Genomic DNA, 13,769 nt, shown 5'->3' with positions numbered 1-13,769 from the left:
CATGTTGCGCCGTCTTCCTCCTTTCCTGATCTGCGCCGCAATCGCCGCCCCGGTGACAGGGCAGGGCGTGCCGACCTTCGACGCGCAGGATTTTGCGCGCACGGCGGCGCTGATCGCGCAGCGGGACAAGGATCTGGCCCTGCAGCGCGACACGCTGACCCGGAAAGAGGAACTGGCGGAGATTGAACGCCAGCAGCTCGAAGCCTTGAACAACCTCGTCGAGGCGACAAGCTTGGGCGGAACCGACGTCTCTGGTACCATCGACGGGTTGGAAGCGGGCAGAGGCCCCGAGACCGCCGCCGAAGCGCTGTATGGCAAGGACGATGGCAATCCGGCTGCCAGCGCCATGTTTGGTGATGCGCGGGAAGGGATCGAGGCCCTGATCATCCGCGCGGCGCGTGATACTTTTTCCCTCCCCGGGGTGTCGCGCGCCGGACTGTCCCTCGTGCAATGGCGCTGCCTTTTGCAGGCGCTGATCTGGCAGGAGAGCCGGTTCCAGATCGGCGCCCGTTCGCATGTGGGCGCCTATGGTCTTACGCAGATCATGCCGGATACCGCCAAAGACCTTGGTGTCTACCCCGGCTACTACGACGATCCCTACCTGCAGGTGACCGGCGGCGCGCGCTACTTGGCGCAGATGCTGAACATGTTCGGCGGCAACATCATCCACGGACTCGCGGCCTATAACGCGGGCCCCGGTAACGTGCAGGATTACGGCGGTGTGCCGCCCTTCAAGGAAACCCAACACTACGTCGTGGTCATTCCCGAGCAGTACAACCGCTACCTCGCCGCCGTGGGCGGGATCGACGCACTCGGCACCATCGACCCGGTCCTCCTGGCCAACGCGAGCTTCAGCCTCTCGGCGCATGGCTCGGGGGTCTATGGCGATTACTCGCTGGTTTCGGTCCGGGCCGCCGCCCTGCGGGTGCAGGACATCATCGAACGGATCGGCGAGACCGAGGACCTGCACGAGGCGCTGGCCCTCAACACCTATGCCCGCGCGGAACTGGCGCGTCTCGTTGCCATCCGCACCCGCCTCAAGGCCGCCGCTACCCAACCGATGAGCGCCGAGCAGATCGCGCGCGCCGCAGCGCAGGCCGCCGAGCGCCAGTTCATGGATTTCAGTCAGGAGACTTTGCGATGAGGATGACCTTCCCGTACGCACGGAGAATTCTGTTCGGGACCGCAGCCGCTGTGGCTGTTGCCCTTGGTATGGCCGCGACGCCGGCCACCGCCCAAGGCGTACCAACCGTGGACACCCAGAACATCGCCCAGGAAATTCGCCAGCTGCAGCAGATGCTGGAGGACTTCGGGATCCAGACCGATCAACTGGATACCCTCCTTGAGCAGCTCGACCTCGTACAGCAGCAGCTCGACCAGCTGAACCAGATGTACGCCTCGCTCACCGGGGCACGGGACAAGATCCTCGGCCTCGCCATGGGTGGTGATCTCGACGGCTTGCTCGAGGCAGATTTCTCCGACATTGGCGACCTGATCACCGGCATTCAGCAGGGCGATTGGAGCGCGCTCCTCGGCTCCTCCGCCGGGCCGCTGCGCACCCAGATGGAAAGCGCGTTGGCAAGCGCAGGCTTCGACGAAGACAGCCTGTCCGAGATCGCCCGCAGCGGCAGCCCCGGCGCGCAGGGCGTGGCGACCCGTGCCACCACCGGGGCCGTGCTGTCTGCGGCCGCCCAGAACAGTCACGCCGAGGCGGCGCAATCGCTGGAGCGGGTCGAAAAGCTGGTCGAGATGATCCCGGACATGGAGGATCTGAAGGCGTCGATGGATCACAACACCCGGGTGACCGCCGAGCTTGCGATTGCGATGACCCGGATGTGGGAGCTTGAGGCGATCCAGACCGTTGGCGCGGGCAATGCCGGTGTGGTCGATGCGGCCACCATCGCCGAAGAGCGCCGCTACATGGACTTCACGCTGCCGGACCTCAAGAAATGACCCTGAGCGCAAACATCGACACCATCGTCGAGGAAGAGCTGGTTTACGGCGCGCTACGCCGCGAGGAGACATGGCGCAAGCTCGGCATCGGCGGGGCGGTTTTTGGCGTGATGGGCTGCCTTTCCGCTGCTGCTGTCGCGTTGCTGATCGAAACCCCGCCGCCGGTCGTGGTGCCCTTCGATCCCGCGACGGGCCTCGCGCTGCCGAATGCCGCCGTGCAGTCGGTGACGCTGGCCGAACGCCCCGCGGTGATCGAGGCGCAGATCTATCGCTACATCACCGACCGCGAGACCTATAACCAGCTCGACAACGACCTGCGCGTGCGCCGGGTGATCGCCCAATCGAAGGGTGCGGCCGAGGCCGGCATGCGCGCGACCTGGACCAGCGGGCAGGACACCTACCCGCCGACGCGCTACGGGGCAGGTGCCGAGATGGCGGTCGAGATCGCCAGCATCACGCTCATCGGTGAGAACCGGGCGCAGGTGCGCCTGCGCAAGCGCCTGACCGGCCCGCAGGGCGTGCAGGACGGCGCCTTCACTGCCACGCTGATGTTCGAGTTCCGCCCCGATACCCCACGCGGTCTCGACGAGGTCTGGCAGAACCCCTTCGGCTTCACCGTCACGCAATACGCTATCAGATCGGACCGCGCCGAATGACGACCCGTCTTTCTCTTTCCGGCCTCCTCATCGCCGCCGCGATGTCCGCGGGCTTCCCCGCCTCGGCTGAGACCACGCCCGGCCGCGGCACCCACGACAGCCGCGTTCGCATCGCAACCTGGGTCGACGGTCAGGTGTTCCGCGTCGTGACCAGCCTCACCCGCGTGACCACCGTCGAGTTCGGTGAGGGCGAGACGATCCGCTCGATCATCGCGGGCGACACGGTCGGCTTTCAGTTCGACGCGGTCCCGGGCGGGCGCGCCTTCGCGATCAAGCCCGTGGCCTCCGGGGTTGCCACCAACATCACCGTCTACACCAACCGGCGATCTTATTACTTCCACGTCGTCGAGGCGCGCGAGACGCCGCATTACGTGGTTCAGTTTCGCTATCCCGAAAGCCGCAGCGCGCCCCGGCAGGCGGTGGCCGCTGCCCCGCCCAATGCGAACTATGGTGTCAGCAAGAAACTCGAGTTCACGCCGGTCTCGGTCTGGGACGACGGGACGTTCACGTATTTCCGCTTCGCGAAGAACGCGCCGATCCCGGCGATCTTCCGTCATACCCGAGGGGCGGAACGGTCGGTCAATAGCCAAGCGCAGGCGGATGGCGTGATCCGGGTCTCGGGTGTGAACCGGGAATGGGTGTTGCGTCTCGGTGACGAGGTGATCTGTGTTCAGGACCTCGCGCAGTCGGGAGCGGGCACATGACCGAGACCACCGACGATCTCGCAACCCGTCTCGCCGCGCTGGAAGGCGCGTCCGGCAAGGGGGCAGGGGGCAAGCGCCCGTCTGCAACCGCAGCCCTCCTTGGCATCCTTGGGATCGCCGGGGTCGGCGGTCTCGCCTATGCCGCGCTCATTCCGGACGACGTAAAGCCCATGCCGACCGCCGCGCCTGCCGAGTTTCAGGACAAGGGCGCGGGCTTTGGCGATCTCCTGCCCGTTGTCGCGCCCGTCAAACCTCTGGACCCTGCACCAAAGGACACGGGGCCAAGCGAAACAGAACGCGCGCTGATGCAATCTCTGGAAAAGCTCCGCGCTGAACTGGACGCGCTGCGTGCGGCACCGGCCAAGACCGATGATGGCGCGGCCGAAGCCGCCATTGCCGATCTGACCGCGCAGATCGCAGCGCTGCAGGCGGCGGGTGAGGAAGATCGCCGCGCCTTTGAGCGGCAGCTGACCGAGCGCGACCGCGCGCTGGAACAGATGCGCATGGACCTGGAACTGGCGCAGTTGCAACAGCCCATGCCCACCCAGCTTGGCCCGTCAGAAGACGATTTGCGCCTTGCGGAACTCGAGCGTCGTCGCGCGGCGGAAGCTGAGGCCCGCGCCGAACGCATTGCCTCCCCGATGATTGCTTTCTCTGGGGCAGGGAACGGACCCGAAAATAGGGCGGGGGAGGCGCGTTTGAACCCGGATGAGGCTTTCGTCCGATCCGGCGCTCAAGTGTCCGAGGTGACCCGCGCAGAGATCATCGCCAACCCGTCCTACACCGTACCGCAGGGCACGATGATCCAGGCGGTGACCGAAACTGCGCTCGACAGCAGCCTGCCCGGCGCGATCCGGGCCATCGTCTCCGAAGACGTGCATGCCTTCGACGGCTCCCGCGTGCTGATCCCGCGTGGTGCGCGGCTGATCGGGCGCTATCGTTCGGAGGTGTCGTTGGCCCAGTCCCGCGTGATGGTGGCTTGGGATCGGATCATCCTGCCCGACAACCAGACCGTGCAGATCAGCGCCTTTGGCGGGGATGAACTGGGGCGTTCCGGAACGGGTGGCGTGGTAGACACGCGTTTCACCGAACGTTTTGGCTCCGCCGCGCTGATCTCGCTGATCGGCGCGCTTCCGGCGGCCGCGGCGGGCCAGATCGAGGACGAGGCGGCGGCGGATGTGGCCAGCGACGTCGGGTCCGACCTGCGCGACAGCACGCAAAGCGTCATGCAGGACTACCTCGCGATCAAACCGGTCATCCATGTGGGCCAAGGCGCACGCATCACCGTCATGGTGGACCGCGACCTCGAGATATTCTGACATGGCGTTGAGCTATCTCGAAGCCTCGCTCGACGCACTGGCACCCGCGATCGGGCGGCCCGACGTGATCGAGATCTGCATCAACCCGGATGGCAGCACCTGGGGTGAGTTCCAAGGCGATCATTTCATGTCCGCGCTTGGCACACCCCTGAGCCAGACAGCGATCAAGGATCTCGGCAACCAGATCGCTTCGGCGGCAGGAACGACGCTCAGCCAGAAGAAACCCATCGTCTCGGTCAGCATCCTTTACCGGGATCGCCCGATCCGCGCTCAAGTGATCCAGCCGCCCGCCGTCGAAGGCGGTTTCTCGATCTCGCTCCGGTTCTTCTCAAGCCTGCCGCTGGAAGAGATCAAGCTCGCCTATCTCTTTGACCAGGAAACCAGCCTCGAGGCGCTGCGGCGCGAGCGGAACCTTGCCCTGCGGGAGGTCGTGGCTTCTGGTGACATCGATGCGGCGCTGGCCTTCTGCGTGCAGAACAAGCTCAACATGATCGTCTCGGGTGGGACCTCGACGGGCAAGACCGTCGCGGCCCGCAAGATCCTCTCCCTCGTCCCGATTGAGGAGCGGATCGTCACCATCGAAGAGGCCGCGGAACTGCGGCCCGGACAGCCGAACGCGGTGACGCTGATCTCGGATCGCGAAAGTGACACGCGCGGCGCGGACCAACTCCTGACCTCGACCTTGCGGATGCGGCCCGACCGGATCGTGCTCGGCGAGGTTCGGGGCAAGGAGGCCATGACCTTTCTTGAGGCGATCAACACCGGCCATGGCGGCTCGCTCACGACGCTTCACGCGGAAACCCCGCAGCTGGCTGTGCGAAGACTTGCCATCGCCGCGCTGAAGACCGATCTGCCCCTGACCTACGCCGACATGATCCGCTACATCGAAGGCTCGATCGACGTCATCATCCAGGCCGGCCGCTTTCAGGGCGCGCGCGGCATCACCGAATTCTACCTGCCCGGCCAGTCCGAAAACCCGGGCCAGTGACCCTGAAAGGATACGCCATGCGCCTTCGCATCCCCGCAATCGCTCTTGTCTTGACCGCCGGTTCGGCATTGGCCGAAGGAGCGCCGGAAGTCTCCACCGATCTCTCGGTGACCCTCAAGCCGCAGCAATACCGCATCTGCAACGACCGCCCGGCGCGCCCGGCATGGATGGATGAACTGCATCCGCGTCAGGCGTACAAGGCGCTCACTCTCCAGAAACTATACGAACTAAAGAATTGGCAAGCGATCGTTGCGACCGGCGACTGTAGCTGTGCGAACCGGTTTCCAGATTGGGAATCTGCTGAGGCTGAATACCGGGAGAAATACGAACACCTGCCGCAGGCTGACCATACGCAGGTCCGTCTGACTATTCGCAATGAACAACAGCAACTCGCCTCAAGTGTCGAGGCAATCTGCCGAGAACAAGGCAACTGGTGATGGGTGTCGTCAGCTGGATGGTCGGAACGGCCGACGCTTTCCTCGCAGATGCCGCAGAGTCCCAGTTTGGGGCAGTCGCAGGCAATATCGGCGCGATCGTCCTGCTGATGGTCACCCTCTCGGTGATCGGCCTCTTCATCAACATGGCCTTCCAGTATCGCAGCATGGATGGGTCCAGCTTCTTCTGGTATCTTCTGAAGCTCCTGCTGGTCGGGCTTTTTGCCTTCAACTGGGTGCAGTTCAACGCGATTGCCAACGCGGTGATCGGAGGCTTGGACTACGTCGCAGGAGCGCTGATTTCGTCTGTGGGCGGCGGCGGGGCAGGGGCCACCTACTTCGCCTCGGAGTTCGATGATCTCATCGACGAATTCAGCCAATACCTCAACGCCATCGGCAGCAACCTGAACTGGATGACCGGCGCGATCCTCGGTGGCATTGGCCTCGTGCTTTTGAGTCTCCTCGGCTTCATGACCGGGATCGTGCTGATCTTCGCCAAGATGATGCTGTCGCTTATGCTCGGCCTCGCCCCGGTTATGATCGCGCTCTCGCTCTTCGAGGCGACGAAGGATTTCTTCCACAAGTGGGTCACGACCACGATCAGCTACGCCTTCTACCCCGTCGTCATCGCCGCCATGTTCTCGACCGTGGTCGGCATGGCCAACGCGCTCCTGGCGCAGCTTGGCGATCCGGGGTCGGCCACCAATATCGGCTCGCTCATCCCCTTCTTCGTCATGGTATTTCTGGCCAAAGGGTTCGTTGCAGCAACGCCGCTCATCGTGCGCGGGCTTTCGGGGAATTTCATGCTGATGGCGGGCCCGAATGCGTTTGGTGGTGCCGCAGCGGTTGTGCGCGGCATGGCGAACACGGCTGGCGTCAAGGGACGCGCACGGATGGGGACGTTGACGACTGGGGAGGTTGTTGGGCGAGGGATCGTGCAGACCCCCGCAGCAACGGTAAAGACCGTCCGAGCCGGTGGAGCAATTGTCTCGCGCGTGGCTGAGAGAGCACGCAGGATGAGCAAGGCATGACAACAGCGGGATGCTGTACGCGTAGGATGAGAACGGTATTGGATACACGCTTTAACGTATAAGGACGAATTATACGTCAGAGCGATTTTTTCAATTGATACGCTGGGGCGCATATTGCTAACTTATGCGCTTTGGTGTATCTTTGCCGCATGAGCGATCTGGCCCGCACCCCAAAACAAATCGGCACTCTGATCCAACGAGCGCGCAAGAGCCGCGACTGGACACAAAAGCAACTCGCCGAACGCGCTGGCCTGCGGCAGGCGACGATCTCGACCATTGAAAGCGGCGAGAAGCCTGCAAAGCTGGAAACCATCCTCGCCGTCCTGTCCGCTCTCAATCTGGAATTCCGGATCGGCGCGCGGTCCAGGGGTGATGCCAGCGACATCGAAGAGATCTTCTGATGGGGCGGCGTCCGGCCTATGCGCCCTTGCGCGTCTACATGAACAACCGCCGCGTCGGCACGCTGAGCCGAGAGGCCAGCGGGGCCGTCGGATTTTCTTACCATACCGACTGGCTGGACTGGGACCATGCCATGCCGGTCTCTTTGTCGCTGCCTCTGCGCGAGACGCCTTATCGGGGCGCACCCGTCCTGGCCGTGTTCGAGAATCTGCTGCCGGATTCGGACCAGCTCCGCCGGCTTGTCGCAGAAAAGGTCGGGGCGCGTGGGATCGATGCCTACAGCCTGCTGAGCAGGATCGGGCGCGATTGCGTGGGGGCGCTCCAGTTCATCGCGGGCGATGACGATGCCGTGGACGCGACCGGCCAAATCGAAGGTGAACCGGTCGACGCGGCAGCCATCGAAAAGCTTCTGAACGGGCTGAGCCAGGCGCCGCTTGGCCTGACCCATGACGACGCGTTCCGGATTTCGATTGCGGGCGCGCAAGAAAAAACCGCGCTGCTGTGGCATGAAGGTCGGTGGATCAAGCCGCATGGCACCACGCCGACGACGCATCTCTTCAAGACACAAATCGGGAAGCTGCCCGGGGGCATCGACCTGTCGGACAGTGTCGAGAACGAGTTCTTTTGCCTGAAACTCACCGAAGCCTTCGGCCTGCCGGTGAACACTGCAACGATCGAGACCTTCGGCGAAACAAAGGCGCTGGTCATCGACCGCTTTGACCGCCGCTGGACAAGGGATGGCCGCCTGCTGCGCTTACCGCAGGAGGATTGCTGTCAGGCGCTGTCCGTCCCGCCAACCCTGAAATACCAGAACGAGGGTGGGCCTGGGCTGGTCGATGTCCTGACCCTGCTCAAGGGCAGCGATACGCCGATCGAGGATCAGGAAACCTTTCTCAAAGCGCAGATCGTCTTCTGGCTGATGGGCGCGACGGATGCCCATGCCAAGAACTTCAGCCTGTACCTCGGTCCAGGCGGCAGCTACCGGATGACCCCGCTCTACGACATTGTGACTGCACAAGGAGCGCCGGATGCGCGCCAGTTCGAACGCAAACAGATGAAGATGGCGATGTCGGTCGGAAACAGCCGACATTATCGATTTGACCAGATCCATGGCCGACATTTTGTGCAAACTGCCAAGCGCGCAGGGTTGTCTCAGAAGCGCGCGGGGTCCGTGCTCGAAGAGGTCGCGGCACGCGCGCCTGAAGCCTTGGAGATCGCAGGGAATGCCTTGCCGGACGGGTTTCCGACAGCAATTGTCGATAGTGTCAGCATGGCTTTGAAAGGACGGCTTGGTGGCCTTAGACTAAACGGCGCCGTGTGACGGACGCCGACCGGTCGAGGGCCATTGTCTCGCTTGGCCCAACGGTTTTCTGTGACAACGCTTAGCCGTGCTCGGCAATGATAGCGCGCGTCGTCTGTACGGCTGAGGCCAGTGCCGTCTGGTCAGCGGTTTTGATGCCCAGCCCTTTGATATCAAGCGAGAGTTTTCCTTGGCCGCTACGACCCGCCGCAGCCCGTGCCGAACGACCGCGGGCCTTTGAAAGCGGGCCGGAACCCGGCTGAGAATCTCCGCTCGAAATCTCCGGCGTGTTCGGGCCCTCATCGCACTTGGCATTTGCCGCCCGCACCGCCTGCAGTTCCAGCTTCAGCTTCTCCACTGTTTCCCGTGTCTCGGCCATCTGCCGATCCCGCCGCAATCCATCTTCGTCCGGATATGGGAAACTCCCCGACTGGCCCGCGTGCAGCAAATTCAGGGCCGGGTCTTCGAAGTATTTGATCCGCCGCGCCCGGATCGGCATCTGCGCGTCGATCACGAGGATCACCTCGTCCAGATCCATGCGGCGGGCCTGGTCTTCCGTCAGGAGCGGCGTGTCCTCCGTTCGCTCTGAGACGCTGCGCCCTTCGAATGGATTGCGTCCAACAGCACGGGAGCGGGTCACCACGCGCTTGGTGGTCTTGCCCACGGCCTGGCTCAATTCTTCGATGGTCTTCTGCTCGGACGGGGTGAGGTAGAGCTTTACGCCGGCGCCGCCCTGAAGCGACCTGCGAGTGTTCTCACCATAGATCTCGTCCAGCGCGGGGATCGTCTGGGTCACGATGGCGAGGTTGCCACCGAAGGAGCGCAACGTCTTTATGCTTTCGGCGACGATTGGCATTTTGCCGAGCCGGTCAAACTCGTCGAGCATGATCATCACGGGCCAAGGTTCGTCGTCGCCCGGCTCTTGTGCCTGCAGCGAGGCGATCAGATCGGAGAAGAACAACCGGATCAGCGGAGCCAGGGGGCGGATCATCTCGGACTCGACCACGAGATAGATTGCATACGGGCGGCGACGGATATCCCGGAAGGAAAAGTCAGATGTCGCGGTAGCGGCGTCGATCGCGCGGTTGTCCCAAGTGTCGAGGCCCGATGTCATCAGGAGGGAGAGGTAGGAAGTGAGGGTGTCGTTGTTGGTCGATGCCATACGCTCGAAGATCAGTTTGGCCGACTTGTTCTTCACCTCCTGCGAACGCTTCAGGTATTCCTTCTGCTTGTCGCCCCCCGAGGCTGTGATGCGATAGATCTCGCCGATGGTCGGCACGCCGCGCTCGAAGGCCAGAAGACCGGCCGCCACGAAGAGGTCGATACCCCCGGCCAAAAGCCCGCTCAGCTTTTCATTGTCGGTCTGCAGGAAGAGCTTGGCGGTGAGTTTAAGCTCCATCTGCTGCCGGTCGGGGTTGGTCATGGCAGCAATGCGCGCCAGGGGATTATAGCGATGTGTCGGTCGGTCCCAGTCGGTCGGCGCGAAGCGGAAGACCTTGTCGCCCATGCTGGCGCGGAAGCGTGAGGTCTCGCGGAAGTTCTCGCCCTTCACGTCGAGCACTACAGCCGAGCCCTTGTAGGTCAGCAGGTTCGGGATCACGAACCCCACGCCCTTGCCCCGGCCTGTAGGCGCCACGATCAGCGCGTGGGGGAAGGTTTTTGAGACAAGGAACGGGCGCTTGGAGTTCGGGGAGCCAAGCTTGCCCAGAAGGAAGCCGCCGCCGGGCTTGGCAAAGAAGCCGTTCCTCTTCATCTCGCTGCGGGTCTGCCAATGCGTCGTCCCGAAGCGGGTCAATGCATCCCCCAGAAGCGTGACGCTCAGCATCAGCGATGCCAGGCCGAAGCCGCCAAGGATGAGGTTCACCCAGAGGAAGTCTTTTGGCGCGGACTGAGACAGACCCCGATATTCGCGGGCAAGCAGGGTGACGTCGAAACGCGTGGGAGAAAGCCCATAGCGGAACATGACAAAGCCGGTCGCCACGACATAGCCCATGGCGAGACCGACCAGCACGAGGCTCAACACACCGAGGGCAATCTTGCCTTTATCCATGGGTGATCCCCTTCTCACCATCGACCGCAGCGTGGCGCGCGCGCTGCGCCTCGATCTGCTCTTCGGCCAAGGCATCGAGAACGCGCTCCATCGCCGGGCCGTGCGCCGTGACCTCGCTGCTTTGAAGATAGGTCTTGGCGAGTTCCAGCTGGCGCAGAGGATCCTCGGTGAACCGATGCAGGGCTTCTGCATCGCCGTTCCGCAGCGCGTCGCGAGCGTCGGGTGTCAAGCCCTCGTCCACCTGACGGACGATGTCCTGCCGGTCGGTCTCGGAGATTGGCTCACCTGCATCGGCTTTACGCACGAAGGCCATGACGGTTGGCGCTGTCTCTTCCAGATACCGGCGCTCGGCATAGTCCTGCCGCGCCTGGTCCTCGATGTCGAAACTACGCTCGCTGATATAGGCTCGGGAAGCGCCAAGCGCCCGCAAATGGTTGACCTCATCCTGAACGGCCTGGCTGAAGTCCTCCTTCGGTATCACCGTGCGGTAAAGGGCGAGTGTGCGGAGCTCCTCGGTGATCGGGCCAAGATCGTCCGACGGATCCCGCAGAGCAAGATCCATGTCACCGGCGTGCAGCGTGCGGTCCTTCTCGTCGACGGCATGCTCCTGTGGTTTCCGGCTGTCTGTGAACTGATCCCAGGCTATCGAGGCCAGTTCCGCATGTTGCGGCGACCGTTGCGCAAAGGTGTCGAATGCCTTGCGGGCCTCCTCTACCTCGACAGCCCCTGCGCGCCGCACTGAGGGGTCGTCCGAGAACGAATAGGTGAAATCCGTCTGGCGGAATTGGGTCACCAGCGCGCGGAAATCCTGACGTTCCGTGGGGGAGAAGACATCCGGGCCGTCACCTGCACTGCTTCGGTCCGAGACTTCCAAACGGTCGCCAAAGGTTGCGTCGGCATCCTCCGTTTCCCCGACCTCGTTGGGTACGCGCAGGACACGGGCTTCGGTCAAGACATCACCCAACCTTGTATGCACCGCTTCCAGCCGGTCGAGCGCGTCTTCCCGATCCTCTGGCTTATCCAGATCGAAGCCCTCTTCCTTGGCGATCGCCTGCAGGTCCTGCGCCAACCACTGCCGCTCCAAGGCGGCATTGCCGGCCCCCTCCCGCAGACGGGCAACAACAGCCTCCGGTTCAATGCCCGTGCCCTTCAGGGCCTCAACCAGCTTCGGAGACACATCCTCATCGTTCAGCCGAGCGAGATGATCCTCGCCCGCGTTGGACCTGACATAGATACCGTCTGGGGAGGGGGCGTCCAGCAAGGCGGCAGACCGATCCCCGAGCGGGTTCAAATGCGCAACCGAGGCGAGAACGTCGGTCAACTTGCGTTCGATCTCCGGGCGCTCCGCCGCGGATGCCTTGTCGATCACCGCCTCGATCTGGCGGATGTTTTGGGAGAACTCGGTGATCAGCGTGTCGAACGCTGCGTCGTCTTGGGACATGTAGATGGCTCCGTCAGATTGAATCTGACCGCCACTGGCAAGGATGGTGCTGGCCCTCTCGAGCGCTTCGGCCACGTCTTCGAAATTCGAGCGTGACGCCTCCGCTGCGAGCCCGCGATAGATCTGGGCATTCTGGCGGACGGTTTGCAGCGCAGCCGCGAGGTCAGCCCCGGTGCGCTGGCGCTCGACAGGGGGCCGGCCTTCTTCGCGGGCCTTGTAGATTTCATCGATCTCGGCGCGGTAGGTCGTGATCCCACGGTCCAGACGACGCGTTGCCTCAAGGCGGATCCCATGGACTTGGGCCGCCTCGACCATCGCCTCGCGGAAGGCATCGTAGTTGAAGTGGTGATCCTTCCCGAGAAAGAACATTTCGCCATCCTTGCTGCGGCGGTTCAGAACGATATGCGCATGTGGATGTGCGCGATCTTGGTGTATTGCAGCAATATAGTCGAATTGCGACCCCTCACCTTGAAAGAACTTCTCGCAGACCGCCTGGGTGATATCGCGCACCTCCTCGCCGCTGGTTCCAACGGGGAATGCCATCAGCAGATGCGACGTATGGCCAAGCTTGGGGCTGTAGCGCTCGTTCCACTGGTTCTCGAACCGCCGCGCCACTCGGTTGATCTCGGCTTCCGAGAGCTGCTTCTTCCCGTCATGGGTGCCGCGACTGTCGAGGATATGGGTCGACTTCGTCGTGAGATATGTGAGCTGCGCCCGTAGCTGCGCCCCGGTGTGGCAGCCCCCTTTCGAAATGGCCTTGAAGATCGCGGGCGAATAGCCGCGCGCGGCCCGAACCATCTGCGCGCCCTTGGAAAGCCCCTGCCAGGATCCCGAAACCCGGCTCCAGCCGCGGTCAAAGAGCGCCGGGTCGATGCCCCGGAACCGGTCACTCGGCGCCATTCTCATCCCTCCCGGCGAGGCCCGCCAGGGCAGAGCTGATCTCAAGGTCCAGCTGGCTGCGCCGCGCACGCGACATCTCCTGGACCTGGTCGGCCAGATCGAAGACCAGACCCGCAAGCGCGCGGACGTCACGGTGGCTCGAGGCCGGGTAGGACAGTTTCTCGCCCCGCACCTTGGCCTCGTTCAGACGTCGCGCGATCTGGTTCACGTTGTTGCCGACCCGGTTGAGCGCGGCGCCGAGGCTGCGCAACTCGTCGCACATCTCGTCGTCAGGCAGGAAGACACCTTCGGTCGCCAGCATCAGGCGGCGCATGGCATCGGAGCGGTGCGCAATCCCGCGCCGCGACAGCGCCGCGTCGAACCGGCGCAGGTCGTCGTCCGAGACCCGGATCCCCACAACCCGCGATCGGCTGCAGTTCGCAGTCTGACGCTCACCCCATTGGTTCACCACGTTGTAGATCGTCTTAAGGCTAACATCGTAGTGGGCAGCCAACGACGCCGCGGACGCGCCTTTCCGGCGGTCCTGGGCGATGGTCGATCGCTCGATCTCTGACAGTCTACGACGGCGGGGCATTTTGAAGTTAACGTTCCTAT

13 protein-coding genes are annotated in these 13,769 nt (G+C 63.4%); 10 read left to right on the top strand and 3 right to left on the bottom strand.

The genetic code is table 11. From position 1 onward, the window contains the following. The first annotated feature begins 1 nt into the window (after position 1). The 10 genes from ACP159_RS17475 to ACP159_RS17430 all read left to right on the top strand — a co-directional run bounded on the left by ACP159_RS17475 (position 2) and on the right by ACP159_RS17430 (position 8,805). Positions 2-1,144 carry a lytic transglycosylase domain-containing protein gene (locus tag ACP159_RS17475; RefSeq protein WP_425100987.1) on the top strand — a complete coding sequence of 381 codons (1,143 nt, stop codon included), beginning with the start codon at positions 2-4 and terminating at the stop codon, positions 1,142-1,144. Continuing rightward, entirely contained in the window at positions 1,141-1,953 is an 813-nt protein-coding gene (locus ACP159_RS17470) for a type IV secretion system protein (protein WP_425100986.1), read from the top strand. The genes ACP159_RS17475 and ACP159_RS17470 overlap by 4 nt, the downstream gene beginning before the upstream one ends. Further along, positions 1,950-2,609 carry a virB8 family protein gene (locus tag ACP159_RS17465; RefSeq protein WP_425100985.1) on the top strand — a complete coding sequence of 220 codons (660 nt, stop codon included), beginning with the start codon at positions 1,950-1,952 and terminating at the stop codon, positions 2,607-2,609. The genes ACP159_RS17470 and ACP159_RS17465 overlap by 4 nt, the downstream gene beginning before the upstream one ends. After that, on the top strand, positions 2,606-3,313 hold the full coding sequence (locus ACP159_RS17460; RefSeq protein ID WP_425100984.1) for a TrbG/VirB9 family P-type conjugative transfer protein: 708 nt from the start codon (positions 2,606-2,608) through the stop codon (positions 3,311-3,313). Before ACP159_RS17465 ends, ACP159_RS17460 begins: the two co-directional genes overlap by 4 nt. After that, positions 3,310-4,632, top strand: coding sequence for a TrbI/VirB10 family protein (locus ACP159_RS17455; RefSeq protein WP_425100983.1), 1,323 nt, complete (start codon positions 3,310-3,312; stop codon positions 4,630-4,632). The genes ACP159_RS17460 and ACP159_RS17455 overlap by 4 nt, the downstream gene beginning before the upstream one ends. A gap of 1 nt (position 4,633) precedes the next feature. After that, positions 4,634-5,620, top strand: a complete 987-nt coding sequence (locus ACP159_RS17450; RefSeq protein WP_425100982.1) for an ATPase, T2SS/T4P/T4SS family — start codon at positions 4,634-4,636, stop codon at positions 5,618-5,620. Between the two features lie 17 nt (positions 5,621-5,637). Beyond that, the gene (locus tag ACP159_RS17445; RefSeq protein WP_425100981.1) at positions 5,638-6,057 is read left to right on the top strand and encodes a hypothetical protein; all 420 of its coding nucleotides are present in this window, start codon (positions 5,638-5,640) and stop codon (positions 6,055-6,057) included. Continuing rightward, positions 6,057-7,085: a type IV secretion system protein gene (locus ACP159_RS17440; RefSeq protein ID WP_425100980.1), complete on the top strand. Its 1,029-nt coding sequence runs from the start codon at positions 6,057-6,059 to the stop codon at positions 7,083-7,085. Before ACP159_RS17445 ends, ACP159_RS17440 begins: the two co-directional genes overlap by 1 nt. Positions 7,086-7,234: 149 nt before the next feature. Then, positions 7,235-7,486: a helix-turn-helix domain-containing protein gene (locus tag ACP159_RS17435; RefSeq protein ID WP_425100979.1), complete on the top strand. Its 252-nt coding sequence runs from the start codon at positions 7,235-7,237 to the stop codon at positions 7,484-7,486. Further along, complete coding sequence (locus tag ACP159_RS17430) at positions 7,486-8,805, top strand: type II toxin-antitoxin system HipA family toxin (RefSeq protein ID WP_425100978.1); 1,320 nt, start codon at positions 7,486-7,488, stop codon at positions 8,803-8,805. Before ACP159_RS17435 ends, ACP159_RS17430 begins: the two co-directional genes overlap by 1 nt. Before the next feature lie 61 nt (positions 8,806-8,866). Here the strand turns inward: ACP159_RS17430 and ACP159_RS17425 are convergent, their stop codons facing one another. The 3 genes from ACP159_RS17425 to mobC are packed head-to-tail and all read right to left on the bottom strand — an operon-like array spanning position 8,867 to position 13,749. Continuing rightward, positions 8,867-10,834 carry a type IV secretory system conjugative DNA transfer family protein gene (locus ACP159_RS17425; protein ID WP_425101159.1) on the bottom strand — a complete coding sequence of 656 codons (1,968 nt, stop codon included), beginning with the start codon at positions 10,832-10,834 and terminating at the stop codon, positions 8,867-8,869. Continuing rightward, complete coding sequence (locus tag ACP159_RS17420; RefSeq protein ID WP_172431717.1) at positions 10,827-13,175, bottom strand: relaxase/mobilization nuclease domain-containing protein; 2,349 nt, start codon at positions 13,173-13,175, stop codon at positions 10,827-10,829. Before ACP159_RS17420 ends, ACP159_RS17425 begins: the two co-directional genes overlap by 8 nt. Further along, positions 13,162-13,749, bottom strand: coding sequence for a plasmid mobilization relaxosome protein MobC (mobC, locus tag ACP159_RS17415; protein ID WP_172431718.1), 588 nt, complete (start codon positions 13,747-13,749; stop codon positions 13,162-13,164). The genes ACP159_RS17420 and mobC overlap by 14 nt, the downstream gene beginning before the upstream one ends. Positions 13,750-13,769: the final 20 nt, after the last annotated feature.

The organism is Tropicibacter sp. S64, from assembly GCF_049803835.1.
Classification (GTDB): domain Bacteria; phylum Pseudomonadota; class Alphaproteobacteria; order Rhodobacterales; family Rhodobacteraceae; genus Pacificoceanicola.
Note: the sequence above shows the minus strand (reverse complement) of the source record. Positions and strands in the feature narration are given on the sequence as shown.

What these genes read in the sequence shown, in the direction of transcription:
- ACP159_RS17475 (WP_425100987.1), top strand. Translation starts at nt 2, where the DNA reads ATGTTGCGCCGTCTTCCTCCTTTCCTGATCTGCGCCGCAATCGCCGCC.
- ACP159_RS17470 (WP_425100986.1), top strand. Translation starts at nt 1,141, where the DNA reads ATGAGGATGACCTTCCCGTACGCACGGAGAATTCTGTTCGGGACCGCA.
- ACP159_RS17465 (WP_425100985.1), top strand. Translation starts at nt 1,950, where the DNA reads ATGACCCTGAGCGCAAACATCGACACCATCGTCGAGGAAGAGCTGGTT.
- ACP159_RS17460 (WP_425100984.1), top strand. Translation starts at nt 2,606, where the DNA reads ATGACGACCCGTCTTTCTCTTTCCGGCCTCCTCATCGCCGCCGCGATG.
- ACP159_RS17455 (WP_425100983.1), top strand. Translation starts at nt 3,310, where the DNA reads ATGACCGAGACCACCGACGATCTCGCAACCCGTCTCGCCGCGCTGGAA.
- ACP159_RS17450 (WP_425100982.1), top strand. Translation starts at nt 4,634, where the DNA reads ATGGCGTTGAGCTATCTCGAAGCCTCGCTCGACGCACTGGCACCCGCG.
- ACP159_RS17445 (WP_425100981.1), top strand. Translation starts at nt 5,638, where the DNA reads ATGCGCCTTCGCATCCCCGCAATCGCTCTTGTCTTGACCGCCGGTTCG.
- ACP159_RS17440 (WP_425100980.1), top strand. Translation starts at nt 6,057, where the DNA reads ATGGGTGTCGTCAGCTGGATGGTCGGAACGGCCGACGCTTTCCTCGCA.
- ACP159_RS17435 (WP_425100979.1), top strand. Translation starts at nt 7,235, where the DNA reads ATGAGCGATCTGGCCCGCACCCCAAAACAAATCGGCACTCTGATCCAA.
- ACP159_RS17430 (WP_425100978.1), top strand. Translation starts at nt 7,486, where the DNA reads ATGGGGCGGCGTCCGGCCTATGCGCCCTTGCGCGTCTACATGAACAAC.
- ACP159_RS17425 (WP_425101159.1), bottom strand. Translation starts at nt 10,834, where the DNA reads ATGGATAAAGGCAAGATTGCCCTCGGTGTGTTGAGCCTCGTGCTGGTC.
- ACP159_RS17420 (WP_172431717.1), bottom strand. Translation starts at nt 13,175, where the DNA reads ATGGCGCCGAGTGACCGGTTCCGGGGCATCGACCCGGCGCTCTTTGAC.
- mobC (WP_172431718.1), bottom strand. Translation starts at nt 13,749, where the DNA reads ATGCCCCGCCGTCGTAGACTGTCAGAGATCGAGCGATCGACCATCGCC.